Origin of the sequence: Bacillus sp. RHFS10 (assembly GCF_016757475.1) — a bacterium.
Taxonomy (GTDB): domain Bacteria; phylum Bacillota; class Bacilli; order Bacillales; family Bacillaceae; genus Bacillus; species Bacillus subtilis_G.
This window is the reverse complement of the sequence record NZ_JAESPO010000005.1, coordinates 1-26,730: the sequence shown is the minus strand read 5'-3', so window position 1 is coordinate 26,730 and position 26,730 is coordinate 1. Positions and strand designations below refer to the sequence as shown.

Annotated in this window: 25 protein-coding genes and 2 pseudogenes; 8 read left to right on the top strand and 19 right to left on the bottom strand. The window is 44.0% G+C overall.

All coding sequences use genetic code 11. From position 1 onward, the window contains the following. Positions 1–18: 18 nt before the first annotated feature. The gene (gene yjoB, locus JMN17_RS16400) at positions 19–1,290 is read right to left on the bottom strand and encodes an ATPase YjoB (protein WP_202328545.1); all 1,272 of its coding nucleotides are present in this window, start codon (positions 1,288–1,290) and stop codon (positions 19–21) included. Between the two features lie 147 nt (positions 1,291–1,437). Here yjoB and JMN17_RS16395 point away from each other — a divergent pair, with 147 nt between their 5' ends. Together JMN17_RS16395 and JMN17_RS16390 are read left to right on the top strand one after the other, a co-directional pair. Next, positions 1,438–1,902, top strand: a complete 465-nt coding sequence (locus JMN17_RS16395) for a DinB family protein (RefSeq protein ID WP_202328544.1) — start codon at positions 1,438–1,440, stop codon at positions 1,900–1,902. A 223-nt stretch (positions 1,903–2,125) separates the two neighbouring features. Further along, positions 2,126–2,890, top strand: a complete 765-nt coding sequence (locus JMN17_RS16390; protein ID WP_087990869.1) for a sulfite exporter TauE/SafE family protein — start codon at positions 2,126–2,128, stop codon at positions 2,888–2,890. Between the two features lie 37 nt (positions 2,891–2,927). On the opposite strand, the gene JMN17_RS16385 is transcribed toward JMN17_RS16390, so the two are convergent. From JMN17_RS16385 to JMN17_RS16350, 9 genes and pseudogenes are all read right to left on the bottom strand, one after another. Continuing rightward, a complete protein-coding gene (locus JMN17_RS16385; protein WP_202328543.1) occupies positions 2,928–4,421 on the bottom strand; it encodes a UxaA family hydrolase in 1,494 nt (497 codons plus the stop codon). Further along, positions 4,418–5,860 carry a tagaturonate reductase gene (locus tag JMN17_RS16380; RefSeq protein ID WP_202328542.1) on the bottom strand — a complete coding sequence of 481 codons (1,443 nt, stop codon included), beginning with the start codon at positions 5,858–5,860 and terminating at the stop codon, positions 4,418–4,420. Before JMN17_RS16380 ends, JMN17_RS16385 begins: the two co-directional genes overlap by 4 nt. Before the next feature lie 78 nt (positions 5,861–5,938). Beyond that, positions 5,939–6,940 carry a LacI family DNA-binding transcriptional regulator gene (locus tag JMN17_RS16375; protein ID WP_202328541.1) on the bottom strand — a complete coding sequence of 334 codons (1,002 nt, stop codon included), beginning with the start codon at positions 6,938–6,940 and terminating at the stop codon, positions 5,939–5,941. A gap of 87 nt (positions 6,941–7,027) precedes the next feature. After that, positions 7,028–7,102, bottom strand: a pseudogene (locus tag JMN17_RS21800) (hypothetical protein); the annotation flags it as partial. Between the two features lie 56 nt (positions 7,103–7,158). Then, positions 7,159–8,538 (bottom strand): MFS transporter, encoded by a 1,380-nt coding sequence (locus tag JMN17_RS16370; RefSeq protein WP_087990865.1) that lies wholly within the window; start codon positions 8,536–8,538, stop codon positions 7,159–7,161. An 82-nt stretch (positions 8,539–8,620) separates the two neighbouring features. Beyond that, complete coding sequence (gene uxaC, locus JMN17_RS16365; RefSeq protein WP_202328540.1) at positions 8,621–10,042, bottom strand: glucuronate isomerase; 1,422 nt, start codon at positions 10,040–10,042, stop codon at positions 8,621–8,623. Between the two features lie 199 nt (positions 10,043–10,241). Continuing rightward, complete coding sequence (locus JMN17_RS16360) at positions 10,242–11,420, bottom strand: NAD(P)/FAD-dependent oxidoreductase (protein ID WP_087990863.1); 1,179 nt, start codon at positions 11,418–11,420, stop codon at positions 10,242–10,244. A gap of 39 nt (positions 11,421–11,459) precedes the next feature. After that, entirely contained in the window at positions 11,460–11,882 is a 423-nt protein-coding gene (locus JMN17_RS16355) for a DUF1641 domain-containing protein (protein ID WP_087990862.1), read from the bottom strand. 391 nt (positions 11,883–12,273) lie between these two features. Continuing rightward, entirely contained in the window at positions 12,274–12,771 is a 498-nt protein-coding gene (locus JMN17_RS16350; RefSeq protein WP_202328539.1) for a cupin domain-containing protein, read from the bottom strand. A gap of 130 nt (positions 12,772–12,901) precedes the next feature. Between JMN17_RS16350 and JMN17_RS16345 the strand changes: the two genes are divergently transcribed. From JMN17_RS16345 to JMN17_RS16335, 3 genes are all read left to right on the top strand, one after another. Further along, positions 12,902–13,876: a DMT family transporter gene (locus tag JMN17_RS16345; protein WP_087990860.1), complete on the top strand. Its 975-nt coding sequence runs from the start codon at positions 12,902–12,904 to the stop codon at positions 13,874–13,876. 120 nt (positions 13,877–13,996) lie between these two features. After that, positions 13,997–14,749, top strand: coding sequence for an ABC transporter ATP-binding protein (locus tag JMN17_RS16340; RefSeq protein ID WP_087990859.1), 753 nt, complete (start codon positions 13,997–13,999; stop codon positions 14,747–14,749). After that, positions 14,749–15,501, top strand: coding sequence for an ABC transporter permease (locus JMN17_RS16335; protein ID WP_087990858.1), 753 nt, complete (start codon positions 14,749–14,751; stop codon positions 15,499–15,501). The genes JMN17_RS16340 and JMN17_RS16335 overlap by 1 nt, the downstream gene beginning before the upstream one ends. Positions 15,502–15,542: 41 nt before the next feature. Here the strand turns inward: JMN17_RS16335 and JMN17_RS16330 are convergent, their stop codons facing one another. The 6 genes from JMN17_RS16330 to JMN17_RS16305 are packed head-to-tail and all read right to left on the bottom strand — an operon-like array spanning position 15,543 to position 21,019. Further along, the gene (locus JMN17_RS16330; RefSeq protein ID WP_087990857.1) at positions 15,543–16,415 is read right to left on the bottom strand and encodes a DUF6282 family protein; all 873 of its coding nucleotides are present in this window, start codon (positions 16,413–16,415) and stop codon (positions 15,543–15,545) included. Further along, complete coding sequence (locus tag JMN17_RS16325; protein WP_087990856.1) at positions 16,412–17,086, bottom strand: RraA family protein; 675 nt, start codon at positions 17,084–17,086, stop codon at positions 16,412–16,414. The genes JMN17_RS16330 and JMN17_RS16325 overlap by 4 nt, the downstream gene beginning before the upstream one ends. 13 nt (positions 17,087–17,099) lie before the next feature. Then, positions 17,100–18,209 carry an isocitrate/isopropylmalate dehydrogenase family protein gene (locus tag JMN17_RS16320; RefSeq protein WP_087990855.1) on the bottom strand — a complete coding sequence of 370 codons (1,110 nt, stop codon included), beginning with the start codon at positions 18,207–18,209 and terminating at the stop codon, positions 17,100–17,102. A gap of 6 nt (positions 18,210–18,215) precedes the next feature. Next, on the bottom strand, positions 18,216–19,022 hold the full coding sequence (locus JMN17_RS16315; RefSeq protein ID WP_141113377.1) for an alpha/beta fold hydrolase: 807 nt from the start codon (positions 19,020–19,022) through the stop codon (positions 18,216–18,218). 5 nt (positions 19,023–19,027) lie between these two features. Beyond that, complete coding sequence (locus tag JMN17_RS16310; protein WP_087990853.1) at positions 19,028–20,029, bottom strand: hypothetical protein; 1,002 nt, start codon at positions 20,027–20,029, stop codon at positions 19,028–19,030. A gap of 30 nt (positions 20,030–20,059) precedes the next feature. After that, the gene (locus JMN17_RS16305; RefSeq protein WP_087990852.1) at positions 20,060–21,019 is read right to left on the bottom strand and encodes a DMT family transporter; all 960 of its coding nucleotides are present in this window, start codon (positions 21,017–21,019) and stop codon (positions 20,060–20,062) included. A 362-nt stretch (positions 21,020–21,381) separates the two neighbouring features. Here JMN17_RS16305 and JMN17_RS16300 point away from each other — a divergent pair, with 362 nt between their 5' ends. Then, positions 21,382–22,173, top strand: a complete 792-nt coding sequence (locus JMN17_RS16300) for a DUF4931 domain-containing protein (protein WP_087990851.1) — start codon at positions 21,382–21,384, stop codon at positions 22,171–22,173. A 131-nt stretch (positions 22,174–22,304) separates the two neighbouring features. Here JMN17_RS16300 and JMN17_RS16295 read toward each other — a convergent pair whose 3' ends face one another. Continuing rightward, positions 22,305–23,117, bottom strand: coding sequence for a uroporphyrinogen-III synthase (locus JMN17_RS16295; RefSeq protein ID WP_202328538.1), 813 nt, complete (start codon positions 23,115–23,117; stop codon positions 22,305–22,307). A 173-nt stretch (positions 23,118–23,290) separates the two neighbouring features. Between JMN17_RS16295 and JMN17_RS16290 the strand changes: the two genes are divergently transcribed. After that, positions 23,291–23,479, top strand: a complete 189-nt coding sequence (locus tag JMN17_RS16290) for a hypothetical protein (protein ID WP_087990849.1) — start codon at positions 23,291–23,293, stop codon at positions 23,477–23,479. Positions 23,480–23,521: 42 nt separating this feature from the next. Here JMN17_RS16290 and JMN17_RS16285 read toward each other — a convergent pair whose 3' ends face one another. Further along, entirely contained in the window at positions 23,522–24,700 is a 1,179-nt protein-coding gene (locus JMN17_RS16285) for a glycosyltransferase (protein ID WP_087990848.1), read from the bottom strand. A gap of 20 nt (positions 24,701–24,720) precedes the next feature. Further along, a pseudogene (locus JMN17_RS16280) lies at positions 24,721–25,909 on the bottom strand (cytochrome P450). A gap of 392 nt (positions 25,910–26,301) precedes the next feature. On the opposite strand from JMN17_RS16280, the gene JMN17_RS16275 reads away from it, so the two are divergent. Continuing rightward, positions 26,302–26,580, top strand: coding sequence for a hypothetical protein (locus tag JMN17_RS16275; RefSeq protein ID WP_087990847.1), 279 nt, complete (start codon positions 26,302–26,304; stop codon positions 26,578–26,580). The last annotated feature ends 150 nt before the right edge of the window (positions 26,581–26,730 follow it).

Genomic DNA, 26,730 nt, shown 5'->3' with positions numbered 1-26,730 from the left:
TAAAACCCGCGCTTTTATTTAGTGAAAACCGACCTTGTTTCTTTCCATCCAACTTCCCTGCCGGCTTTTTCGTTGCTCTCCTGTCATGTCTTTCACCATGGTTTCAATATGATGATTCCCTTCTTGGTGCCATTGAAGGGCTGAAGATACATATAATTCTCCCAGCTGTGCAAAGGAAAAGCCTTCTGTAAGCTTCGCGGCGCTTTTTATGTCTTCTTCACTCAAAAAGATGTCAAAGCCTCGCATTTTCATATAGTCCCGCCGCAGCCCTTCATCCGGAAGCCCGACTTCATAAGCACGGTCAAACCGTCCTGCACGATTCATCAAACCTGGATCAATCTCCTCAGGATAGTTTGTCGTGCCGATGAGAAATAGCCCCTCTTTTGATGTCGCGCCGTCCAGCGTATTGAGAAAAAAGGACCGCACATCTTCCGGCATTGAATCGATATCCTCGATGACCAGAACTGCAGGAGCAAGGCGTCTCGCTGACTGAAAGACTTCTTCTATTGTCTCACTCGACGTAAATTCTGTTATTTGCCAATAAGCAACAGGTGCATCGATACTGCCTGCAATTGACTTCACTAATGTCGTCTTTCCATTCCCGGGAGGTCCATATAACAGAATACCGCGCTTGTAAGGAATGTCGTACGTTTGATAAAACGATTTATCACTATGAAAAAATTGATCAATTGATCGGTATATCTCTTTTTTCAATAACGGATTCATGATCACCTGACTTCGTTGAACCTCTCTGACAATCGCTTCCTGCTCTCTTGAAGTCCCTCCATCTCCATCCGTAAAAACGGTCACTTTCCGCTTGCTTTTTCCCCAGAGGCGCGGCCTGACTCCCTCTAGAAATGCACGCATCTTTTCATCGTTAACCGCAAACAGACAATCGAAACTCATGATGCTCCCATCTTGAAAATATGGAATTCTGGCAAAAGCGACCCCCTTTTCAGGATAAGCATATACGCTGTTTCTGATAGATTTATGGACGGTATAATCCGGTTCTTTTTCATCTTCATCATAAGCAAAGGTTTTCTTTTCAAGCTTTTCAAATATATATGCCACATGCTCAGGCTCCAATGAACCGCTCCGGACATCTTCTTCAAGAAGCTCCCAGTACTCAGTGTTCGGGTCATCACTGGCATAGAGCTCGTAGAAAATGCCGTATTGATCATAAAGCGCCTCTTCAATTCGTGTGATAAGGTAACCGAAAGTGCCGTAGCCTGCCGCAGCTCTTTCATTCTCTTTTTCTTCGTACTGATAAATGAAAGGTATGTTTGTCATGTTTATACTCCATTTCATATTTTGTGAACATTATGTATACGATTGACATAGCATTTTGTTTCATCCCACAGCATATTGCTTGTGAATTGATAATTGTTGGTATAGGATTTCATTGCACCATTCATTTTACATATGGAGGAGATCATATTGAGTCAATCCAATCAAATTGTCAGCCATTTTTTATCCCATCGAAACGTGACAAATGAGCTGGCTGAAAAAATCAGCAAAGACCATTACAGCTACAAACCGGCTGAAACATCAATGTCAGCGGAAGAGCTGTTCAAACACATTCTGACGTCTTTCCACTTGATTGCAAATGTCATTAAAGAAGGCAATGCCTCACCATTTCAAAACAAACAGGAAGAAACAGAAACAGATCTCAATGTACTGGCAAAAACATATACAGAAAAAACGGCCGCTATCCTTGAACAGCTGACTGAAGAGCAACTGGATAGAGAAATTGATCTGACAGCCACTTTCGACAGAAAACTCACAGGCAGCGCACTGCTTCAGCTTGCAATGGAACATGAAATTCACCATAAAGGCAACCTATTCGTTTATGTGCGGGAAATGGGTCACACAGAACTTCCTTTTTATCAGCAGCGCATGTAAATATACGAGAAAAGATACCTGTTTAAAGGGTATCTTTTTTTGTGCCTCCGGCTTCCTTCTCGATCTTGACCAGACACTCATTCTAGGGCAAATGAATAAAGATATTGGGCAAACCAAAATTTTAAGCAGAAAACGCACAAACATTCTAAACATTCAATTGATTAACACGACCTAATCATATATAATCTGATAAAAATAGTCGGGTTTTCAGGAGGCCTTTATCATGAGTGTAAGCATCATATTGATGGGTTTGTTTGTCGGAGCCTTAGTGGGATTGACGGGAGTGGGCGGAGCGGCCTTATTAACTCCTCTTTTAATTGTGCTTGGAATTAATCCTTCCATCGCGGTCGGTACGGATCTTGTATATAACTCGATCACAAAGCTGTTTGGCGTTGCCTCCCATTGGCGGCAGAAAACGATTAACTTTAAATTGGTAAAATACTTAGCCATCGGCAGTATTCCGAGTGCTTCGCTCGCCATTAGCATATTGCATTTGTTCCCCTCCTTCCATCAGCATCAGGAAGACATTATTAAGCACGCTCTTGGCTATGTGTTAACGCTTGTTGCCATTTCAATCATCGTTCGCTTGTTTTTGGATCAAAAACTTCGCCCGAACCGCTGGCAGCTGATGCCGCTTGAAAATAAGCGAGCGCTGACGATTCTCATTGGTGTTGTGTTCGGATTTATCGTCGGATTAACATCAATCGGTTCCGGCTCATTATTTGCAATCGCCATGATTTACTTATTTAACATGAAAGCGTCACAGATTGTTGGAACCGATATCGCACATGCTTTTCTTCTCGTGACGGCAGCAGGCATTTTGAACGCAAGCTTCGGAAGCGTCGACTATATGCTGGCAGCTAATCTGCTGCTTGGCTCGATCCCCGGCGTGCTGATCGGAAGCCATCTCTCGCCTCGATTCTCTCCGCGTCCGCTGCAATTTATTATGGCGTCCATCATTTTGATCAGCGGATTGAAGCTGATTTAATGAAGAAGGCTATCCCCTCGTAGGATAGCCTTCTTCATTATAACGTCACACCTGATTTAAAAATGGCGAGTTCTCTGAAATCATTTTTTTCATGGTTCACAAGCTCGCCGCTTGCGACCTCAATCATATAGTGGATAAACTCCTGCAGCACATATTCCTCATGAACATCATCCTCCGCTAAAAGACCTGCGTTGAAATCAATCCAATGCGGCTTCGCCTCGTACAGCTGGGTGTTTGTCGCGACCTTCATCGTCGGGACAAAGGTGCCGAACGGCGTGCCTCTTCCCGTTGTAAACAGGACAATTTGGCAGCCGGCCGCCGCCAATGCGGAGGACGCGATCAAGTCATTTCCCGGCGCGCTCAAAAGCGTCAGCCCTTTTGTCTTGAGCACTTCGCCGTATTTCAAGACATCCGCGACAGGAGAAATCCCCGCTTTTTGCGTGCAGCCCAGCGATTTATCCTCAAGCGTAGAGATGCCTCCCGCTTTGTTGCCCGGTGAAGGGTTTTCGTACACCGGCTGATCGTGTTTTATAAAATATTGTTTGAAATCATTGATTAAATGGACAATCTTATGAAATACTTCTTCATTGGCAGCCCTCTGCATCAGGATGGTTTCCGCACCAAACATCTCCGGGACCTCCGTCAGCACCGTGCTCCCTCCCTGTGCGATGATATAATCTGAAAAACGGCCAAGCAGCGGGTTTGCCGTTATGCCGGAAAAACCGTCCGAACCTCCGCATTTCAGCCCGATTTTCAGTTCGGACAGCGGAATGTCTTCTCGCCTATCCCCTTTAGCGGCTTCATGAATTTCCTTCAGCAAAGCAACACCTGCCTCCATTTCGTCGGTCACCGACTGGGATTCAAGAAACTTCACCCGATTCAGATTCACATCCTGCAGCGCTTCCTTCATTCCTGCAAGCTCGTTGTTTTCACAGCCAAGCCCTAACACCAAAACGCCGCCGGCATTTGGATGGCGAATGGCATTCAGCAGGATTTGCTTCGTATTTTCGTGATCATCGCCAAGCTGCGAGCATCCGTATTGGTGTTTTAACACGAGCATGTTATCAAATGGAGCGATATCCCCGGTTTCTCTGACAAAACGCTGGAGCATTTTTTCAGCTATCCCATTGACGCAGCCGACAGTCGGCACAATCCACAATTCATTGCGTACACCGGCATCTCCATTTTCTCTTCTAAATCCTTTAAACGTCCGGTTCTTTTTTGAGTACGGATTTTCATCAAATCTCGGTGTATAGCTGTATGTTTGGATCTCAGACAGATTTGTTTTCGTATTATGGACATGAATATGCTCTCCGATCGATATATCTTGTGATGCATGCCCGATTGGAAACCCGTATTTGATGATGCTGTCGTTTTCTTTGATGGGCTGCAGCGCGATCTTGTGGCCTCTTTTGATATCATCCTTCACTTCAATCGATACGCCTTCCGGATTCAGCCGCTCCCCCTTCTGGATATCCCGCAAAGCAAGAAGGACATTATCTTGTTTATGAATCTTGATAAATGACTTCATCGCACTTCTCCCCTTTGTGTGCAGCAGTGTTCAAGAGCCCGCTGCATGCCCAGCTCATGAATCTGATTCAAGTAATCCGCGACTCTCTCAGTCAGCATCGGTATCTCGTTGAGGTCTGTTCCCCACAGCCGCTGTTCGCCTAACACTTTTGAGGCGATACGAAGCATGTCTCCGTTCTCCTGATCCCAAACCTCTTTGAAAAATTGAAGAACAGCCGGATCATCCTGCAATTTCTCGTTTCCTTGATAAAAATAAAGCAGAGCGCTGAATGAAAACACCAAGCGTTCAGGAAGCTGTCCCTTCTGTTCGGCATATTCCTGAATGGTCGGCAGGTTTCTCGTTTTAAATTTGGAAACGGAGTTCAATGCTATGCTTTCTAGGTAATGCTTCATATACGGGTTTTTAAAACGGTTCAGCACATCGTCAGCATATCGAGAAAGCCCTTCCATTTTTAAAACAGGAAGAATGTCATCACCGATCAGCTCTCTCATAAACCGCCCCACTTCCGGGTGCTCGACAGCATCCCGTACCGTTTTCAAGCCGTATAATAAAGCAACTGGCGTCATTGCCGTATGAGCGCCATTTAAAATTCTCACTTTTTTAATCCTATAAGGGGTTAGGTCACTGACAATCTTTGTATGGAGCCCGGCAGCCGCAAAGGGCAGTTCTTCCCCAATCCAATCCGGCCCCTCGATGACCCATAAATAATACTGTTCTCCCACAACAATCAAATCATCTTGATAGCCCAGATCAGCTGTGATCTCATCAATGCTGTCGACAGGAAAACCCGGGACAATGCGGTCTACTAAACTATTGCAAAACGTGTTGGCCTCATGAATCCACTGTGTAAACCCTTCTTCCAGCTTCCATAGATCCGCATAATGAAGAATTGTTTCCTTCAGTTTTTCTCCGTTATTCTCAATCAGTTCACATGGGATCAAAACACACCCTTTTGTCTGATCTCCTTTAAAAGCCTGATAGCGAAAGTAGAGAAATGCAGTTAATTTCCCAGGGAATGTTTTTTGCGGTCTATCCTTTAACCGATCTGTTTCATCACATACGATACCGGCTTCAGTTGTGTTGGAGATGATAAACCGCAGCTCTTCGCTTGAAGCCAATTCTTTGTATGCTTCATAATCAGAAAACAAATCAATTCCCCGGCTGATTGAATTGATAATCATATGCTCGTTTACCGCATCTCCGTCTTTCATTCCCTGTAAAAAAAGCGTGTATAAACCATCTTGATCATTTAATCTTTTGATTTTTTCTGACCCTCTCGGCTGGACAACTGCGACACTCCCATTAAAATCAGTGTGTTGATTCAATAAATCAATCTGCCAATCGACAAACCCTCGAAGAAAGTTCCCTTCTCCAAATTGGAGAATTTTTTCCGGGTACTGAGTATAGTGATTGTACACGTCTTTATTCAGTTTCTGCACCTTCATTGCCTCCCTCTCTCATTTATGCACACGTTAACATTTTTCAGTATAAAGAATGCCCGCTGAAAAACGGGGGCATCACGTGGTCCATTGTCTAACAGAATCACGCACCATGAATTCTGTATTTTCAAAGATTTTTTCTGCTTTTGTTTCCGGCTCGCTGATCAGCGACAACAGTTTTTGCGCGCCAAGCACGCTGATTTTCTCAACCGGACGCTTCACTGTCGAAAGCCTTGGCGTAATGTATTGCGAAAACCCAATATCATCAAATCCGATTACGGAAATATCGTCAGGAACACGCAGGCCCTTTGCGAATATCGCATTCATCGCTCCGATTGCCATATCATCATTCGAACAAAAGACAGCGGTTGGAGGATTCGGCAGCGCCAGCAGCCGTTTCATCGCTTGAAAGCCGCTTTCCATATCGTATTGCCCTTTGACACTGTATTCATGTTTGATCGGAATATGGTGATGAATCAGTGCGGCTAAGTAGCCCTCCTTTCGCTGCTGGGAGGATTTAAAGCCTTCGATCCCCTCGATGATGGCGATGTCTTGATGTCCGTTCTTAATGAAGTATTCTACAGCTTCCTGAGAGCCTTCCTTGTCATTAGACAAAATATTCGTGATGCCTCGATCATCAATATCGCGATTCAGCACGACGAGCGGGATATTTTTTTCCCGAATATGATAAATAAAAGAATTATCAATGTCACTTTGGCTCATTAAAATGATACCGTCATATCTCATCGGCGTAACGGAGTCATAGTTTTTTAGATCATCAATGCCGCGCACATACAGATTGTAATTCTCACTAATGGCTCGATTGACGCCTTTGATTGTATCAGCAAAGAAGCTGTGTGAGGTTCCGTTTGTGATGCTTGTAAAGAAAAGCCCGATTGTATGTGACTTTTGCATCGCCAAGCTCTTCGCGTTTACATTCGGCGTATAGTTGAGCTGTGCTGCGAGCTCCAGTATTTTTTTCTTCGTATGTTCTTTGATGTAAGGGCTGTTGTTGAGTGCTCTTGAAACGGTTGTGTGGGATACGTTTGCGAGTTTTGCGATATCTTTTATGGTTACCATCTAATTCCCTTCCTTATCATACCGGCTGCGATTATTTACTGTATATTGTATCATCAAACATACCGTCTCTCCCACTATATTTCCAGATTAATAAGACACCGGATTCTCAGCTTCTGTTCCTGCCGGTTTTCCGATGATCGGACGGACAAAACGAATGACAGCCCGACAGATAGCATCCTGTCCAATAAACAAAGAACACTGACAAAGCATCCGATTCTTCATCTCTTTAGATGAAGATCCTGAACGATCTGTGCATGCTGCTGGTCTGTGAGTTTATAGAGAAAGCCGATAATGATCATCGCTAATGCCAAAGCAATGGCCGGATACAGAAGCAGCAGCGCTTTGATGCCGATCAGCGCCTGTGCTGACTGGACAGCATTCGGCACATAGCCGATAATCCCCAAACCGATGCCTGAGAGAAAACCCGACAATGACTGAGCAAGCTTTCTGGAGAAATTAAATAGTGAATATGTTGTAGCTTCTTTCCGTTCCCCGGATTTCCATTCGCCATAGTCAATAATATCGGAGACAAGCGCCCACGTGATGCCATTTGGGATACTGATTCCGATAAAGGCGATGCTGGCGAGAATCGTAAACATATAAACGTTTGATGGAAGCATAAAGTTGATCAGATCCGCGGCCACACTGATGCCGAAGCCGATCATTGCCGTTCGTTTCTTACCAAATATCTTGACGAGCTTTGGCAGGAATACGACGCCCAAAAAGGAAGAACCGATAATTATAAAATTCATATAAGCCATCAGTTCAACATTGCCCAGATTATATTGTGCGAAATAGATGAGCATGGCGGATTTAATGTTGTATGCGGAAATTGAAAAAATCGTCATCAGGACCAGAGTTAAGAGCGGTTTGTTTGTGATAAATGTTTTGACGACAGATGAGAGTGTTAATTTTTCTTTTGGCGCCTCCGATATGACAATGCGCTCTTTGCAGTTGCGGTAGCAAATATAAAACCAAAGTACACCGAGTGCGGCGAATAAGCCCATGACCACCGGGTAGCCGACCTTCGGATTATCAAACTTGACGAGCAGCGGCATCACGGCCACACTTGTGATAAACAAGGCTCCAAGCGATCCGATTTGGCGGAAAGTCGAAATGGAGGTCCGATCCTCAGAATTTTGAGTCATCGCTGCTCCTAATGAGCCGTACGGAATGTTCACAAACGAATAGCCGATGCCCCAAATCATATAGGATGCATATGCATAAATCAGTTTTCCAGTCGTTGATACATTGGGAGACAGAAAAATAAGAACAGTAAGCAGCGCAAGCACGATGCTGCCGATTAATAGATAAGGCCTGAATTTCCCCCGTTTGCCGATATGTTTGCGATAATCAATTGATGAGCCGACAATCGGATCGGTTATCGCCGCAAACAGCTTGCTGACTAAAAAAATGCCGCCGGCCATCGCAGCCGGGATTCCCGCTACATCAGTAAAGTACTTCAATAAATAAATCTGGCCGAGATCAAACATAAAACCGTTGCCAAAATCACCAAATCCATAGGAAATTTTTTCTTTCAACGAAAGCCTTTTCTCCGTTTCAATCGACACAACCTTATTTGCCAGTTCAGTTCGCATCTTCCACCTCTGCATCATAAAAATTTTCGGGTAGTGGTCCGCTCAGGACGACGCATGATCACGGTGCTGAGCGGACATTTGGTTACACGTTTGCTCTCTCTTCTTGAAATTGAAAGTAGTGTTTCGCATTGTCATAGCAAATTCCCTGAACAATGCTTCCCAAAAGCTTCATATCATGCGGCACTTCACCATTTTCCACCCATTCACCGATCAAGTTGCAGACGATCCGCCTGAAATATTCGTGGCGCGTATAGGAAAGAAAGCTTCTGGAATCTGTGAGCATGCCGATAAAACGGCTGAAAAGGCCGACATTTGACAACGCTTTCATTTGATCGAGCATCCCGTCTTTTGTGTCGTTAAACCACCAGGCTGTGCCGAATTGTATTTTCCCGGGGGTGATGCCGTCCTGAAAACTGTTGATCATGCTGGCGATAACATAGTTATCGTTTGGATTAAGTGAATATAAAATCGTTTTAGGCAGCTGGTTCTTCATTTCAACTGAGTTCAGCAGCTTATACAAAGGCTTAGCGATTAATTCATCATTCATAGAATCATAGCCTGTGTCGGGTCCGAGCCTCTTCATCATTTTTGTATTCGTGTTTCTCAAAGCGTTGATATGAAACTGCATTGCCCAATCGAGCTCCGCATACAAACCGCAAAGAAACTGAAGCGTATACGTCTTGAATTTTTTCTCATCTTCATAAGAAACCTCTGTCCCTTGTAATCTGTCAGAAAAAATCCGCCCCGCTTCCTCCTTTGTTGTTTCGGCAAATACCATTGAATCTATCGCGTGATCAGACACTCTGCCGCCGGCTGAGTGGAAGTATCGCACTCGTTTTTCCAATGCCTTTAGAAACTCACCGTAGGTTGTAATCGATATGGCTGCGGCATCTTCAAGCGCCTTCACCCAATCAGGAAAGCCTTCACGATTGATCTCAAGTCCCTTATCCGGCCGAAATCCCGGCAGTACGCTGACAGGAAAATCTTTGTCTTCTTTTAATAATAGATGGTATTCAAGAGAATCGACAGGGTCATCAGTTGTGCAAACGACCTTTACATTTGATTTCACGATCAAATCCCTTGCCCCGAAGCCCTCACCTTGGAGCAGTTCATTCGTCCGTTTCCATATAGCCGGCGCGGATTGCTCATTAAAAATCTCATAAATCCCAAAAAAGCGCTGCAGTTCTAAGTGAGCCCAATTGTAGAGCGGATTGCCGATCGCCATCGGCACAGTTTTCGCCCAAGCCGTAAATTTCTCCTCATCAGACGCATCGCCGGTAATGTATGTCTCATCAATTCCATTGGCTCTCATGACGCGCCATTTGTAATGGTCTCCATACAGCCAGGCTTCCGTTATGTTTTGAAATGTCTTATTTTCATAGATTTCTTTCGGGCTTAAGTGGCAGTGGTAATCAATAATCGGCATGTCTTTCGCATAATTGTGATAGAGGCTGACAGCGGTTTCATTTTTCAGCAAAAAATTGTCGCCCATAAAGGGTTCCATGTCCTCACCGTCTTTCATTCGATTTCAAAATGTTAACGTGAACATTTTGATTTAGATTTATTTTACCTTTATATTCCTCTGCGATCAATCTCTTTTTGAAAATGAAATGTTAACGTTAGCAAACAAGTGAAAAAAAAGACATCGCCGGAAAACACTCCGTGAGGAACGCTTCCTGCAATGTCGATTCTTTAAGATAAGATTAGTAAGCCAGACTGAAAAGTCCTTTAATATGTGTTAAGTAGCGTACGTTACTTGCTTCTTTCATCAAGGAAGCAGGAAGACCTTTAAGCGGTGTAGAATTTTCACCAATGATGGCAACCGCGTCTTTGCGTCCAAGGCTTGCAAGTGTACCAGAGTTTACTGGATTGAATGTTTCAAGCGTTTTGCCTTCTAAGTAAGCGAATAGGTTGTAACCGATCAGCTCACCCATTTGCCATGCGATTTGTGCAGTCGGCGGGTATGGGCGGCCGTCTGGAGCGAAGTAAACTGCGCTGTCTCCGGCAACGAATACATCTTCATGAGATGTAGATTGCAGGAAGTCATTTACTGTCGCGCGTCCGCGGTTCACTTCAAGACCTGATTCACCGACTAATGGGTTGCCTTGTACGCCGCCAGTCCAAACAAATGTGTTGGCAACAACTTTAGATCCGTCTTTCAGATCAATCACGTTACCTTCCACATTTGTAACAGGAAGACCTGTTAAGAACTCAACGCCGCGTTTTTCAAGGCTCGCAGTCGCGCGTTCGATCAGATCATCCGGAAGAACAGGAAGGATTTTCGGACCTGCTTCAACCAGTTTCAATTTGATTTCTTTATGGTCTACGCCGTATTTTTTCGTAAGGTTCGGCATGATGTCAGCAAGCTCACCGACAAGCTCAACACCTGTTAAGCCGCCTCCGCCGATAAGGATTGTTGCATCAGCTTCGTTTTTCGTTTGAGCGTACTCGCGCACACGATCTTCAACATGCTGGAAGACTTTGTTCGCATCGGCAGCAGATTTCAATACCATGCTGTTTTCTTCAAGACCCGGGATGCCGAAGTAAGCTGTTACAGAACCAAGACCTACAACAAGCGCATCGTAAGATAATGCAGAACCGTCAGCAAGCGCTACTTCTTTTTTATCAACAGAGAAAGAGCTTACTTCCGCAATTTTAAGGTCAATGTCTTTACCTTTGAAAAGTTTTTCTAATGGCATTGCAATCGCTTTTTCAGACACGTTTCCTGCTGCAAGACGGTGTAATTCCGTAATGATTTGGTGAGTTGGGTATTTGTTTACCACTGTCACTTTTGCTTGTTCTTTTGTGTAATGTTTGCGAACTGTTAGAGCAGAAAGAACTCCGCCATAACCAGCGCCTAGAATGACAATATGTTTTGACATCGTATATCCTCCGTCCTTTATATCAATTTGAATCTGAGATTATTTTTGGTTTTCGCGTTCGTTCATGACTTCAAGGTAGCTGTTAGCAAAACGGAACAGCTTTTGAGCTTGAGGATCTTTCAGCATGCGTAACAGGCCGAATAGACCAATCGTTTCACTGCTTGCATCAGCGCGGTCTTTCGCTTCGATTGCAGTCGCAGCCACTTCTTTCGCTGTTTCTTTTACAGGCTCAAGCATTTCAGTGATCGCACTGACAGTGTCGCTTTTTAACACTTCGTCAGTTGCTACAGACTGAGCGAAATCATAAGACTTCGTTAAAATATTCACTAACTCAGTCAGCTTTGGAAGCTGGTCAACTAAAACAGTCAGTGATTCTTGAACTTCTGGCTTTAACAGCTGATCAATAAGATCTTGCTGGCTTTGGCTGACAGACGCATTTGTTTGATCGATTGTTTCTGGCATATCCAATTCTCCTTTACTATAAGCAGTTTGCAGATTTTTTTGGAAAGGGTAGTGCCTCTCCCTGATCTCATACTTGAAAGCATAAGAATAAGGATTGTGAATTCATGCACAATCATTTACAAAAATAAATGTTTACTACCCAGTTTTTCATCTTGCCATATTCAGTATTATTTTTATCTCAAAAATAAACAATTGAATAAGTCAAAAATCCTTTACTCTCTCTGAAAATAGCAAACACAAAAAACTCCAATTCGATTACCTTCTATATGATAACACTTTTTGAACAAAATTTGAACGTGAATTGCTTCGATTATGAAATTAATTTAGATGGAGCCCGTGTCATAACGTTTCTGCGGCACTAGTTATTGACAATCCGGCAATTTTCTCCCCTTCACTTTACCCATATTTTTAAAAGAGGCGCTTTTTTTCCTGTGATCGGGTCGTTCTCCGGCAATGACACCTGCTTGATCTGTTTCATCGCTTCCTCTCTTTCACTTGGCTCTCCCGTCTTCATATCATACTGAACGCCTCCCGGATAAGCGCCAATGACGGTAAAATCGGAGCTTGCGCTTAGCTTTTTATGGCCGACTCCGGCTGGAATCACGACTGCGTCGCCCGATTTGATAGGAATGGCGACCCCTTTTTCTCCCCCAAATTGAATCACAGCCTCTCCCCGGACTGCAATCAGGACTTCATGCGTATTGCTGTGATAGTGATGGTATGGAAAAACACTCCCTGACCAGCTGTTTGACCAGCCATGCCGATTGACCATCTGCTCTGCCCGACCGGTGTCCTTGAGTGCGTTTTGATACACAATAAGCGGAAAATCAGGGTGATTCGGAATCCTGCCGTCATCCTGAAAGAAATACGTCTGTGTCTCTGCTTCCATCAATGCCACCTCCATTTTTTGTCTTCCACACATAGCGGTTTGTAAAACATGTTTGTTTTCTCACGAATCCATTGATCTGGGCGATACCGAATAGTATAGTATAAAAAATAATGCCAGAATGAGGGATATCATGAAAGCAATCGTTATCGGAATATTGGCTTCACTCTTTTTCGCCGTTACCTTTATTTTAAACAGAGCGATGGAATTATCCGGAGGCAGCTGGCTTTGGAGCTCTTCGCTGCGCTTTATTTTTATGGTGCCGTTTTTATGTTTGATTGTCATCATAAGAGGGACATTCGCCCCTCTCTTACAAGAAATGCGGAAAAAGCCGTTTTTTTGGATCAAATGGAGCTTTGTCGGCTTCGTGCTTTTTTACGCGCCGATCACATTTGCGGCCGCATACGGTCCCGGGTGGCTTGTAGCCGGAACTTGGCAAATCACCATTGTAGCCGGTGTGCTCCTATCTCCACTTTTTTATGTCAAAAAAGATATGCCGGGAGGCCCGCAGCTCGTTCGGCAAAAGATTCCCCTTGTTTCACTTGGCACGTCCGTGATCATTCTGATCGGAGCGGCGCTCATTCAGCTTCAGCATGCAGAATCGCTTTCTGGGAAGACACTGCTTTTCAGTGTGCTGCCGGTTGTCATTGCGGCTTTTGCCTATCCGTTAGGGAACCGGAGGATGCTCGAGGAATACGGAGGCCGGCTTGATACATTTCAGCGTGTGCTGGGAATGACCTTGGCTAGCCTTCCGTTCTGGCTTATAGCAGCAGCTTACGGCTGGTGGTCAGACGGCCTTCCGACAGCGGGGCAAACCGTTCAATCCTTCATCGTGGCCGTCAGCTCAGGCGTCATTGCCACCGTTTTATTTTTCTGGGCAACTGATATGGTAAGAAACAATCCGCAAAAGCTCGCGGCCGTTGAAGCAACCCAATCCGGTGAAGTGATTTTCGCGCTGCTTGGTGAAATTGTTCTGCTGTCAGGCGTTTTCCCATCCCTATTATCATTTGCCGGTTTATTCATTATTATGGCGGGGATGGTATTGCACACCTTTGCTTCACAACCGGGAAAACTGAAAAAGAAAACACAGTCAAATCTGACCGCGTAGCATCTGCCGGAGAATGGGTGAAAACCTGTTCTCTTTTATTATTGCTACCCCAAAAGATATCTGTTTCACGTTATATTTACATATAGTATCAGCCTACTTTACTGAAAGGTGATTATTGTAATGGAAGCAAACAATCAAACACAAAACAAGCCAGCCATCTCCTTCAGATCAGTTAGAAAAAGCTATGAACAAGATGGACAAACCTCTGATGTGTTGCAAGATGTCACCGGAGACATTCAACAGGGCGTCATCGCAGCCGTTTTAGGCCCTTCCGGTTCAGGCAAAAGCACTCTCCTGTCCATGTGCAATTTAATGAGAACGCCTGATAGCGGCGAAGTAAACATATACGGAAAGGAAGTCAGGCATTGGAATGTCAATGAGCTAAGGCGAACGGCAGCCCTCGCGTTTCAATCAGCCCCCGTCCTCGACGGGACAGTGCGAGATAATCTAAGTCTGGTCCAAAGGCTGCATCAATCCCAGCTGTACTCCCCTGAAGAGCTCGCTTCTCTTACAGGGCTCCCGCCAGAGCTGTTAGACAGAAGCGCCAAGGATTTATCGGGCGGGCAGCGGCAACGGCTGTCACTAGCCAGAACGCTCACTAATCCTTCCTCTATTCTATTGCTGGACGAAATCACATCGGCCTTGGACCCGGTTTCTGCTCTTGAGATTGAAGAACTGATCAAACGTCAGCATCAAGAGAAAAAATGGACAGTCATGTGGGTGACTCATAATATGGAGCAAGCAAAACGAGTTGCCGATACCATTTGGTTTATGGCGGATGGCCGGCTTCTAGAAATCGCAGCAGCCGAAACCTTTTTCTCCGATCCGCAGCATGAAGCAGCCAAAGAATTTTTGAAGGGAGGCACCCGGTAATGGATTACCTTTCCCTCTCTTTAACGATGATCTTTGTTTTGATCGCCTTGTTTTTATCAAAATCCTTTAAAGCCGGCGTTGAAAAAGACATGATCATCGCCACGATCCGGGCCGCGGTACAGCTGCTTGTCATCGGTTATGTACTGTCGCTGATTTTCCGCGGAGACCACCCTGTGTTTATTTTGCTGATGGTGCTGTTAATGCTGGCAGTGGCGGCGCAAAATGTCATCAAACGAAAGAAAAATACAGTTGGTTCGTTTTGGAGAGTGTTCGCAGCGTTAGCGATTGTAGAAATTGTGACGCAGGGAATTTTGCTGTCTCTTCACATCATTCCGCTTACCGCTCGATATGTCATTCCGATCAGCGGGATGGTCATCGGAAATTCGATGGTGCTCGCAAGTCTGTTTTTAAACCGGCTTAGCTCAGAAATCGGCGTTCGCAAAGAAGAGATACAATTGATACTGTCTCTTGGGGGCACACCGAAGCAATCCATACAGCGTATTCTTACTTCAGCGATGAAAATGAGTATGATCCCGACGCTGGAAAGCCAGAAAACGCTGGGGCTTGTTCAGCTTCCAGGCATGATGACCGGGCAGATTTTAGCGGGCGCGGACCCGATTCAGGCGGTACGCTTTCAGCTCTTAATCGTATTTACAACGATGGCGTCAGCCGCACTGACATGTGTGATCTTAAGTGTGCTGACATACCCGTCATTATTCACAGCGCATCAGCAGCTGAAGGAAAATGGATAACCGAAAAAGATGAGCCCTTCCCGAAACGGAAGGGCTCATCTTTATTTCACGCCTAAAAAAGCAGTTGGGTTCAAATAACAAATCTCATCAGCGATTTTTTGATTGAAATCAAATCCGTTTGCTTCAGCAGCTTTTTTTACCTCTGTCACATATTCCGTATATGCCTCAGTCACTGTCCCATTCTTTAACTGACCGAAATCCGTCGATACGCATATGCGATCTGTTCCCCATGTTTTCAGCACTTCAACTAAATCCTCGTGCCGATCGTAACCGATTTTGCTCATTAAAACAGCAAATTCAACATAGACGTTTTTTGAAGAAGACAGCATGTCGATGACCTCAGCCATTGTAAAATTCGTGCACTGGTAAAACGGGTGAGTAATCATCAGCTTACATTTTTGCTTTTCTGTTTCTTCAATTAGCATATACACTTCTTCTTTTGAGGAGTGGCCTGTCGCTAATGGAATGTTAAACGCCGATGCTGTTTGAATGACTTCCTTTGTTTCTTGACGCAATTTTCCGTTTTCGCTGACCCTTTCATATTTCACTGTATGTTCAGCTAAAACCGGGTGAGATGTTGTTTGTTTTGTTTTTGGTTTGTTTGACGGTATGGTCAAAGTGGGAAACCAAATCATCATTGAAGAATGATCCGGGCCGTTTGCAGCAATCGCTGCTTCAACCACCGCACGGTTGATACCGCCGTTATACTGGTTCAATGTAATAGACCCAAAGAGCGGAAGACCCATCTCCCGGGCCGCATGCGCAAGCGGCGTTGTGGCCATCAAATGGCTTTTCATAACGGCTGCACCATTGTTCGCTTTTAATTCTTCACCCAGATTAAAAATCGTATATCTTCTATTGTACGTATCAGGCCATGCGTGGACATGAAGATCTAAAAATCGCTCAAGCTTCATTTGGCTGTCACTTCATTCTCCCAAGGGCGATGATAGTTATACATTTCACGCGCTTCTTTTAAATGTATGCCTCGAGAAACGGCTTCTTTGATTTTTTCTTCCGTTTCTTCAATGGCTCTGGAACGCTTGATGACTTCTTCGGCAACGTCTTGGGGAATGACGATCACTCCATTTTGGTCCGCGCGAACAAAATCGTTCGGCTGAATGACCGTACCGCTGATCGTGACGGGCACCTGATGGGCTGTTTTTTTCGTTCGGCCTTTTCCCGTTTTCATATAGACAGATTTACTGAACATGGCGTACTCCGTTTCTCGAATATAATCAATATCACGGCAAGCACCATCTATTACAGTGCCCGCGATTTTCTTTTGAATAGCCAATTGAGTTAAAATGTTGCCCCATACGGTACAATCCGCACGGCCGTTATTAGCAAGAATAACGACTGAATCCTCTTCAGCCGCATCAATGAAATCGGCTGCTTTGGCAACTTGCTGTTCCTCTTCGTTCGGGTCTCTGTATTCCACTGTAAACGCTGTTCCGCAAATATTTGCAGACGTGTTTCGCGGTACGATACCGCATAATCCGCCATCTATATGTAAACTGTCCAATGCGTCAGAAATCGTCGGCGTATCAAACGATTTCAATTCTTTTATGATTTGTTGATTATCCACTTATTTGGTCCTCCTAGCAGTTTTGAATGATGGCATTTGCCGTTTCTTTTGTGCTTGCGATACCGCCTAAATCGTACGTTAGCGTTTTTCCTTCTTTTAACACTTTATTGACAGCGGTTTTGATCCGCATGCTTTCTTCCATATATCCGCAATGCTCAAGCAAAAGAGAAATGGTTAAAAATTGAGCCATCGGATTCACTTTCATTTTACCGGCATGTTTTGGGGCTGAGCCGTGTACCGGTTCAAAATAAGCATTCTCGTACCCGAAGTTTGAACTCGGTGCAAGGCCTAAGCCGCCCATGATTCCCGCCCCGAGATCGGAGAGGATGTCGCCGAATTGATTTTCACTGACAATGACGCCGAAATGTCCCGGATCTTTCACCATCCACATCGCTGTCGCATCAACGTTTTGGACCTCCCAATCCACTTCTGGGTAGTCCTTCGCCACTTCTTCTAAAATGGTTAACGCAAACTGACCGGACTGTCTCATCACATTTGGCTTATCTGACCACGTCACTCGTTGGTAGTTGTATTTTTTCGCCCATTCAAAGGCAAACTTCAACAACCGCCTTAAGCCGTTTTTCGTAATCAGCCGAATTGCGGCGCCGCCATCATCTTCCCCGTCAAGCTGCCAATTATTTAGTCCGTTCTTGTTTGCCTGAATAAAATCAAACAGGTCTTTGGGAATAGGTGAAAAGTCGAGTCCCGCATAAAGTCCCTCTGTATTTTCGCGAATAACGGTCATTCTAAACTTCTTAGATTGCTGATGGTCTAAACTATAAGCCGGACGCACATTCGCGAACAAATTTAATTTTTGTCGCAGCTGAATGACAGGCGAGACATACTTCAGGTTTTGATCTTGTAATGACGGATCTAATTCTTTTAAGCCCTGGGCGTGAGGTTTGCTGGTGATTGCGCCTAATAATGTCACATCACTTTTTTCAATTAAATCCCACGTTCTTTGCGGAACTGGGTCACCTTCTTTTTTCCAAAACTCCCATCCGATATCACCGAACTTTAAATCAATATCGACACCTAATCGATCAAATACCGGTAAACTGCATTCGATAACCTCAGGACCGATTCCATCTCCTGGTAAAACCGCTGCTGTAATTTTTGCCATATGTTTTTACACCTCTGCTCCAAAATGTGAATCAATAAATTTTTCGATTACTTGTTTGACTTCGTCTGGTTTTTCACCAAACATGCGCATACCGCTGTTTTGGATAAAATGAATGTTCGCCTGCGGCATATATTTTTCGAAGTATTCGGACTCTTCTTTCCCTAATAATATCGATTCTTCTCCGAAAATGATTTGAATCGGCGACTTCATCTGATCATGATATGTTTTGCCGTTATGGTTTATAATGGCTTGCACACCGGCTTTCATTTTGGCAACGGCAATCGCCTCATCTTCTATGTCTGTTGTCTCCAATCGGAATATCGGCAGCTCGCTTTCTTTTACGACCCATGGCACCAGACCCGCTTGAAGCCCTTTGACGCCAAATTTGTCGCAAAGCATATACCATGTGGAAAAGACCGCCTTTAATTTTTTATTTGGATAAAGCATGGTGGACACCAATAAAATAGGAGTGTCTGCATATTCATTGAACGTGCTTAAATACTGAGCCATCATCCCGCCGAGAGAAAAGCCCCAAATCATATAAGGTGTGATGTTGTTCTTTTTGACATAATCATGTGCCCACCGAGCCAATTCAGGAACAGTAAATGAATCTTTTTCCTTATTTTCTTGAATCAGTTTTTCCGGAACATCTAGAATGATAAATGTATAGTCGTTCATGTACGGCGCAAGTGACACCATCCATTCTTCCCGGCTTAATGCGTCTGCGTCCATTCTTGGCAAAACCAAAATCACTCTGTCTCCGGTTCCTAGCTCTAGTTTCCAGCTGCGTTTTACATTTTCTTTGTTCATCATCATACTCACCCTACTTGACTCAGCTCGGTGCTTCGCAGCGCAAATTCCGCACGATTAACCAACGTCTGCTTTTCTAAAATGACTAATAGATCCAATAATTTAAGGCCGCTTGATTGTGCCATTCTATCGAGCGTGTCCAGTACATCTAAATTCAAATTATGCAGTCCCGACAAAATCCCTTCCTCTTTGTCATAGAAGGAATTCTCTGATGTATCATTGATGAACAGGGAGTAGGCTTGTCTTGATAACTGGATTAATTCACAAATGTCATATTTTTTGCTGAGGTCTAAGCGATTGAGTATCGCTGCAAATGTCTCGATGCACAGGTTCCCCGGTCCTTTCCCAAAACCGTATAAACTTCCGTCAATCAACTGAACACCGCATTGAATCGCATCAATCGCATTTGCCGAAGCAAGGCCTAAATTGTCATGAGGATGAAAACCGAGTTCTACAGATGAGTGTTCTTTCAGCTTGGTAAATAAAGATGAAACAGCGGGCGGCATCATGGCTCCGTTAGAATCAGCCAAGTAAATGTAATCGGCTCCCGCCTCTATAACTTTTTCTGTAAATACGATGATATCTTGGATATTCGCGTGACTTGCCCTGATTAAGTTTGCGCTGACATGAATCCCGTGTGCTTTCAATTCTTTGATAACCGGCAGGCTGGCATCCGTTTTCGCAAGAGGAATGCATAAACGGACCATACCGACTGAAGGATGCTTCATCCGTTCGAGAAATTCTTCTTGATATTGTGCCGGATGCAGCATGAGCACCAATTGTGAGCTTGACCCCGCACCTATCGCGCAAGCCATTTCTTCTATGTATTCAATCGGACAGCAGCTTTGCAGATTCATCCCTTCGTTCGAAGACACATATCCGATTTCGATAAAATCAACATTCGCTTTTGAAAGTCCGCTGACGACTTGACGGGCAGCATCTAAATTGATCTTCGCCCCTTCAACATGAACTGATTCTCTTAACGTGACATCCATTAATTTTATACTCATCTTAAAACCCCTTTTTGTTTGGATTTGATGTTATACCGCTTCTTTTTTGCTTGTCCTCACCGCAGGCATCACAGAACGCCGTCTCTGATAAATATTATTTAACACAATCGCACCGATCGTTAAGAAGGCTCCACCCGCTTCAACAGGCGACATTTTATAGCCTGTGATAATGGAAATCATAAACGACACAATCGGAACCAAGTTCATAAACAAAGAACCGTTAATCGGTGTCAGTATCTTATTGCCGATATTCCATGCAAACACACCGATAACACCTGCAAAAATACTCATGTACATCATTTCCCATTTGATCTCCATGACTTGATTGACAGCAGGTACTTCTACTTTTCCTAAGATTACGAATATTGAAATTACAACAATGGATGTGACATTTCCGTAAATACAGCTCAAAGCGGTGTAACGCAAGGATGACCATTCTGGAAAGCTGCTGCCTCCAATTGTATAAAGAACCCAAGCTAACACGCTGATTGACATTAAAATAATAGGAACTGCCTGCTTATTGCTGTTTGCAAAGAAAGCAATATCTCCTTTTGTCACAACCAGCAATACGCCGATGAAAGACACCGCAACCAAAAGCAATGTAACATTCGCCGGTCTGTTCTTTTTGTAAACCCATAAAACAAGCAGTGACACCATCGGGATCAATGCCATTAATATAGAGCCTAAAATAGCCCCGTTATCACCTGCCATCTTTTGCCCTAAAAACACAAGAAAATTATAAGCGCAGAATGCCATACTCCCATAAAACCAAATCGGAACCAGTTTCCCTTCCGTCTTAAAACTTTTAGCTCCCTCTGTAAAAAACAGAATGATAGATAGTACGACTGCCACAATCAGATAACGTATCAGTGTAAAAAAGAATGGATCAATATGTTTCAGGGCTCTTCCAGCTACAGGCCATTGCGCTCCAAAACAAATACCTGCAATCAGGCAAAAAAGCACGCCTTTCTTAAAATGGGATGTTGTCATGTTCGCCTCTCTCCTTTTATTGAAATACTCCCAATTTTCTCCTTTCCGTAAGATATTTCCTAATATACACAGGAGGGTAATATTTGTAAACTGTTATTTTCAAAAAATTTTTATTTTTATTAATTTTGAATTAACAACTTTAGACTTACGAAAAAACACATTAAAACCCTAATAAATCAAGGTTTTACGCATCATGGAAACGTGTACATCTCTCCTTATTATTTTTCAAAAAAAATGAATTCTTTTATTTTTTGGAGATTTTAAACAAAAAACAAAGAAAATATTGCAAGCAGAATGTAACCCATATAGAATGTTAAAGTGACATAAGGTATTTAGAAAATTTCGAAAGGTCGTTTTATCAAATGCAGAAATTATATTTTTCCAGCTATATCAGTGCACAAAAACCGGAAACCATTGTCAATAAGCAAAACGCCTGTCCTTTTTGTGACCGCGATAACCTTACCGGCATTTTAGAAACTGACGGGGATATGATTTGGCTCGAAAATAAATACCCCACCATCCAAGATACGTACCAAACGCTGATTGTGGAGACAGGCCAGTGCGACGAAGATATAACGACTTACAGCAATAAAAAAATGAGAAGACTGATACGGTTTAGTTTAGAAAAATTGATACATATGGAAAAAGATCCTCAATACAAAAGCGTTATATTGTATAAAAACCATGGCCCGCTTTCAGGCGGCAGTATAAAACACGCCCATATGCAGATTGTCGGATTGAAACATGCGGATTATATGGAATCGCTCTCATATGAGAATTTTCTAGGGATCAAGGTTGCAGAGAATCCGAATCAAGTTGAATTCAATCTGTCGGGCGATCCGATTATGGGTTTTACTGAAATGAACGTCATCATAAGTGACTCGCTGGAGCATACAGACCTAATGGCTGATTACATTCAAACAGCTGTTACATACTTAACCCAAGATTTCAGCTATAAATGTACAAGCTATAATTTATTTTTCTATCATACAAATCATCATATCATCTGCAAAATCGTACCGAGATTCGTCGTTTCCCCTTTCTTCGTTGGCTATAAAATCCCGCAAGTCTCGGTAGATGAGCGATTACATGAAATAAAAGAAGAATTGCAGAAAAAACTGAATACCTCGATGAAAGAAAACAATGTGCTATAGAAAACGAATGCTTCGAAGTTTGACAGTATAAAAAAGCAACTGAGCGTTTTTCATATCCTGTTGCATGCTTAAGTCTTTGCCGATATACAAAAAAAGCCGCTTCTCTTTTGGAAAGCGGCTTTTTGCACTGGTTATTCCTTTTCTTCATAATACTTAGACAGCTCGATAATCATCGCGCCCATCCGCTCAATCTCCGGAGCAAGCAGTCTCGTGATGCCTTCTTCCCGCAGTGCTTCAGCAGTCACTTTTCCGACAGCCGCAGCGATGGCGCTCTCTTCGAATACGGCCTTCAATTCATTGATATAGCCGCGCTCCTTGGCAAAGTCAAACAGGGAACGAACCTGAATTGCGGTTGTAAAACAAACGGCGTCGATCTCACCGTTCATCAGCTCCCGGCATAACTGCTCCACTGTTTCCTTCTCAGGCGGGATGTGCTGATAAGGCAGAATCGGCAGGACAGACGCGCCCTTTTCTTCAAGAAATGCCATGAGGGCCGGCGCGTTTTCTCCATGAAGCTGCACCATAACTGTTTTTCCTGAAAAGTCGTAAGGCGCCAAGGACCGGATTAAGCCTCTTGTTGTCCCGTCTTCGTCAGAAGCTTCCGGTGTGATCCCAAGCTTTTTCAGCACAGACAGCGTTTTGTATCCCCGGCATGCCGCTTTGGCTTGGCGAATCGCCTGCAGAAACTCCTCTTTCATACCAATTTTCTCTGCCATATCGACAAGAGTCTCTGTGCCAATACCTGTCGTGAAAATGACCCAGTCAGCTTTTTCCTCCGCAAACGCCCGCAAATCCGGCTCCACCTGCTTCTCAGCTAAATAAACCGTTCCTTGGAGAGGCCGGATGACAGAAGTTCCGCCCTGTTTTTCAATGATTGTGCTGATTTCTTCCATTTTTCGGGAACCCCCGATCGCCACGCGTTTTCCATGTAACCCTTTTCCCATACCCGTTTCCTCTCCTCTTTGCATCATTTTTTTATGTATACGAGCTTAATAAAGCTATTGTGGCGCAAACCAAGGGAGAAATCAAGATAAACCCAGACCTCTAAAATCCATTGAATACACCGGAAGCTTGCTGTAATATAAACAGCAGACACGTTTGCTAACGGAGGATCGACATGGAAACAAAAAATGAAGAATATGAAACAAAAGGCTACGATACATCGATCGTTTACGAATTCAATGAATACCCGGACGTCCGCAGCGGGCGCTGTGACAATTGTGATTACACACTGTTCAAAAGCTCTGTAAAAGGCGGAAAATTTCTAAGAGAATGCCGGAGATGCGGGTTGAAAAAAAATATCTAAACAAAAAACCGAAATCGAATTTTTGATTTCGGTTTTTGTGATTTACTGCGGAACAGCCGTTTTTTTCATAAACACTTCAATCTCTGCCGCCGCACGCTCCGCTCCGCCTGCTTCTTTTACATCCTTTTGCATGTTTTTAACGCGGCTTAACACCTCTTGATCACCGGATACGGCCTGAACTGCTTCCCGCAGCCTGGAAACAGTGACTTCCTCTTTCGGCAAATAAACGCCAAGGCCTAATTCGTCGGCACGCTTTGCGGTGAGCTCCTGCTCATACATTTGCGGAATGACGACAATCGGCACACCGGCATTCATCGCTTCCATCGTACTGTTCATCCCGCCATGAGAAATAAACAAATCGGCTTTCGCCAACACCTCAAGCTGCGGAACGCTTTGGCGAATGGTAAAGTGAGCAGGGATGTCACCAAGGCTTTCAGGATCAATCGATTTCCCGACCGACATGATCACTTGCCACGAAGAATCCCGAAATGCCTCGATGCACATCTTGTAAAATTCCGGCCATGCGTTAAACGCCGTTCCCAATGAAATCAGCATAAGCGGGCGATCACCCTTTTCAATCAACAGGCTTTCTTGTTCCGTCCGTTTTCCAAGGGAAGGGCCGACAAAACAGAAACGGTCATCGAACGTCTCATGCTGGATTTGAAAAGACTTCGGCATAAAGACAATATTTAATGCTTCCGGCACAGCTAATTGTTCAAATGAAACAACCGGCAATTGCTCTTGCTCCAAGTAGGCTTTAAATTCAGCCTCGGCCTCTTTTATCATTTTCAGCATGTCTTCGCTTCCGAGCTGAAAGGATTCATTTTGGGCATATGATGAACAAAGCTTGACAGCGGGCACATTGAGCTTGTCAGCAAACAATTTTCCAGCCAGCGCGACAAAATCATAGATGATCAAATCAGGCTGATCATCTCGATATAACTCCTCAAGCTGCGGCAGAATGCTCAGTGATTCTTTTAAGAGACTGAGCGGCGCGTCATTCTTTTCCATCATCTCCCTGATTTGCTTAGGGTCAATGTTCAACGAGGTATGATAAATCAGTGCTTCTCCGCCGGCTTTCTGAACAGCAGGCGCGAACTCCTCCGTCGTGGCATACGTGACACGATGCCCTCTCTCACAAAGCTTCTCTACTAATGCCAGCGTAGGATTGACATGCCCGTACGCCGGAATATTGATCATCGAAATATGGTGCTTTTTCATGAAACCAGTCCCCTTATTGATTAAATTTTGACACGAAAGCTCTTTAATCCGTATATCACGCTGTTTTCAATCGGCGTGATACTGACACATTCCATATGAGGAAAAGCAGAAATCAAAAACGTTAACGCGATATTCGCTTCAAGACGGGCAAGCGGTGCCCCAAGACAAAAATGGATGCCGTGTCCAAACGCGATATGCGGATTGGGATGGCGGTGAATATCAAACAGGTGCGCCCTGTCAAACTTCGTTTCATCACGATTTGCGGACGCCACAAAAGCCAGAACCATATCACCTTCTTTAATGTGGTGTCCCCCAATCTCCGTATCCCGCTTGGCAATGCGCCTCAAAACCGGTGCAGGCGCCCTGAAACGCAGGGCTTCCTCCACTGCCTGAGGCATTAGTTCAGGATGGCACCGCAGTTCCTCGTAAGCATCCGGCGTTTCCAATATGCTGTACATCGCATTTGAAATCAGGTTTGTTGTGGTTTCATTCCCGGCCACCAATAACAGCGTGCAAAACGGAATCAGCTCTTCTCCGAACAGCTTCTCGCCTGTTTCTTCCGCTTTCACTAAAATTGAAATGATATCCTGTGCCGGTTTGTTTCGCTTTTCTATGATGTTGGCAAAGAACGCAGCCAGTTCTTCCTCGCACTTGTTTCGTTCTTCCAAAAAGGCTTTTTCAGCTTCTTCACTTTTATCCTTCGGCGTGCTGACCAGAAGATCGGACCATGTTTTAAAACGCTCCATATGCTCAGAAGGAACCCCGAGCAGCTCAGATATCACGATGACCGGAAGCGGATATGAAAAATCGCGCACAAGATCAAACTCGCTTCGCCCCTGACATGTTTCAATCAGTTCATCTGTGATTTCCTGAATTCTCGGTTCCCATTGTTCATCACACCGGTGTGAAGGCTTTATTCACTACAGAACGGATTTGCGTATGCCTTGGCGGGTCCATATTAATGATGGAATTCCCAATAGCGCTTGATTGCTGCGGCATATAGCTGGAAAACACCTCTTTATCTCCAATGACTTTTTTGACATCATTATAAAGAAAAACGCTCCACACCTGGTTGTTTTCTTCATCATAGGAAACAGGCGCATCCCTTCTCATCGATTCGTACCACGGAAACGGATGATAAGCATCCTGTTTGTTTTTTCCATTAAGCAGTGCTCGCTGCAAGGCTTGCCGGCGGTTTAACACATTCATGTATTGTCACTCTCCTTGAAAGAATTCAGCAATTGGCGCTCCTCTTCACCTCCCGCTTTCGAGAAAGAGAGGGACAATCAAGTATAGACAGATTGATAACAGCAGGCAGGCGATCATGAAGTCCGATGCAGGCATCATATATTCCCTCTCGAATTCCGTTCATCTTACCATAATCTCTCAATTTTTTTCTATTCTGCACTACCATTTGGGCTCACAACGTGACGTTAGGCATAGGCATGCAAATTCAATATGCATTCAATTGCACACGATCCGATGCGAAAACACCCCTATTTCCAACCAATAGCACTAACTTAAAAAGATGACTTTTCCATTATATAAAGCAAGCTGACTTTATGATTAAATAGAAGGTAAAAGGTGAAGGAGAGAACAACATGGCAGCACAGACTGATTTCCAAAAACAATTTGTCGGCATCCTGCTTTCACTTGTATTTGTATTGTTTGTGTTCTCTTTTTCTGAGAGACATGAAAAACCGCTTGTTGAGGAAAAAAATCAAGAAAACTGGCATGCTGTCGTCGACAAAGCTTCTGTCGAGATTTACGGCAATCGATTAGTTGAAGAAAACAAATTAAAGCAAAAACTCGGCCATAAACAAGCCGATTCTATTTTGACCCTTCTGAAACTCGCCAACGAAAAACATATTGCGCTATAAAAAAGAAAGAGCCTTCCGGGCTCTTTCAGGCTGTCGAGAAAATCTCGACAGCCTTTATTTTTCCTTAAAATATCCATTCCTCTGTAATAAAATAAAAGAAAGACTAAAAAGGACGGTGTCTTTCTTATGTTCCACACAAGAAATTCTTCT

What these genes read in the sequence shown, in the direction of transcription:
- JMN17_RS16350 (WP_202328539.1), bottom strand. Translation starts at nt 12,771, where the DNA reads ATGGAAGCAGAGACACAGACGTATTTCTTTCAGGATGACGGCAGGATT.
- JMN17_RS16390 (WP_087990869.1), top strand. Translation starts at nt 2,126, where the DNA reads ATGAGTGTAAGCATCATATTGATGGGTTTGTTTGTCGGAGCCTTAGTG.
- JMN17_RS16360 (WP_087990863.1), bottom strand. Translation starts at nt 11,420, where the DNA reads ATGTCAAAACATATTGTCATTCTAGGCGCTGGTTATGGCGGAGTTCTT.
- JMN17_RS16385 (WP_202328543.1), bottom strand. Translation starts at nt 4,421, where the DNA reads ATGAAGTCATTTATCAAGATTCATAAACAAGATAATGTCCTTCTTGCT.
- yjoB (WP_202328545.1), bottom strand. Translation starts at nt 1,290, where the DNA reads ATGACAAACATACCTTTCATTTATCAGTACGAAGAAAAAGAGAATGAA.
- JMN17_RS16345 (WP_087990860.1), top strand. Translation starts at nt 12,902, where the DNA reads ATGAAAGCAATCGTTATCGGAATATTGGCTTCACTCTTTTTCGCCGTT.
- JMN17_RS16335 (WP_087990858.1), top strand. Translation starts at nt 14,749, where the DNA reads ATGGATTACCTTTCCCTCTCTTTAACGATGATCTTTGTTTTGATCGCC.
- JMN17_RS16290 (WP_087990849.1), top strand. Translation starts at nt 23,291, where the DNA reads ATGGAAACAAAAAATGAAGAATATGAAACAAAAGGCTACGATACATCG.
- JMN17_RS16310 (WP_087990853.1), bottom strand. Translation starts at nt 20,029, where the DNA reads ATGAGTATAAAATTAATGGATGTCACGTTAAGAGAATCAGTTCATGTT.
- JMN17_RS16355 (WP_087990862.1), bottom strand. Translation starts at nt 11,882, where the DNA reads ATGCCAGAAACAATCGATCAAACAAATGCGTCTGTCAGCCAAAGCCAG.
- JMN17_RS16300 (WP_087990851.1), top strand. Translation starts at nt 21,382, where the DNA reads ATGCAGAAATTATATTTTTCCAGCTATATCAGTGCACAAAAACCGGAA.
- JMN17_RS16275 (WP_087990847.1), top strand. Translation starts at nt 26,302, where the DNA reads ATGGCAGCACAGACTGATTTCCAAAAACAATTTGTCGGCATCCTGCTT.
- JMN17_RS16315 (WP_141113377.1), bottom strand. Translation starts at nt 19,022, where the DNA reads ATGATGAACAAAGAAAATGTAAAACGCAGCTGGAAACTAGAGCTAGGA.
- JMN17_RS16320 (WP_087990855.1), bottom strand. Translation starts at nt 18,209, where the DNA reads ATGGCAAAAATTACAGCAGCGGTTTTACCAGGAGATGGAATCGGTCCT.
- JMN17_RS16285 (WP_087990848.1), bottom strand. Translation starts at nt 24,700, where the DNA reads ATGAAAAAGCACCATATTTCGATGATCAATATTCCGGCGTACGGGCAT.
- JMN17_RS16330 (WP_087990857.1), bottom strand. Translation starts at nt 16,415, where the DNA reads ATGAAGCTTGAGCGATTTTTAGATCTTCATGTCCACGCATGGCCTGAT.
- JMN17_RS16370 (WP_087990865.1), bottom strand. Translation starts at nt 8,538, where the DNA reads ATGCGAACTGAACTGGCAAATAAGGTTGTGTCGATTGAAACGGAGAAA.
- JMN17_RS16305 (WP_087990852.1), bottom strand. Translation starts at nt 21,019, where the DNA reads ATGACAACATCCCATTTTAAGAAAGGCGTGCTTTTTTGCCTGATTGCA.
- JMN17_RS16375 (WP_202328541.1), bottom strand. Translation starts at nt 6,940, where the DNA reads ATGGTAACCATAAAAGATATCGCAAAACTCGCAAACGTATCCCACACA.
- JMN17_RS16295 (WP_202328538.1), bottom strand. Translation starts at nt 23,117, where the DNA reads ATGGGAAAAGGGTTACATGGAAAACGCGTGGCGATCGGGGGTTCCCGA.
- uxaC (WP_202328540.1), bottom strand. Translation starts at nt 10,042, where the DNA reads ATGGAACCCTTTATGGGCGACAATTTTTTGCTGAAAAATGAAACCGCT.
- JMN17_RS16340 (WP_087990859.1), top strand. Translation starts at nt 13,997, where the DNA reads ATGGAAGCAAACAATCAAACACAAAACAAGCCAGCCATCTCCTTCAGA.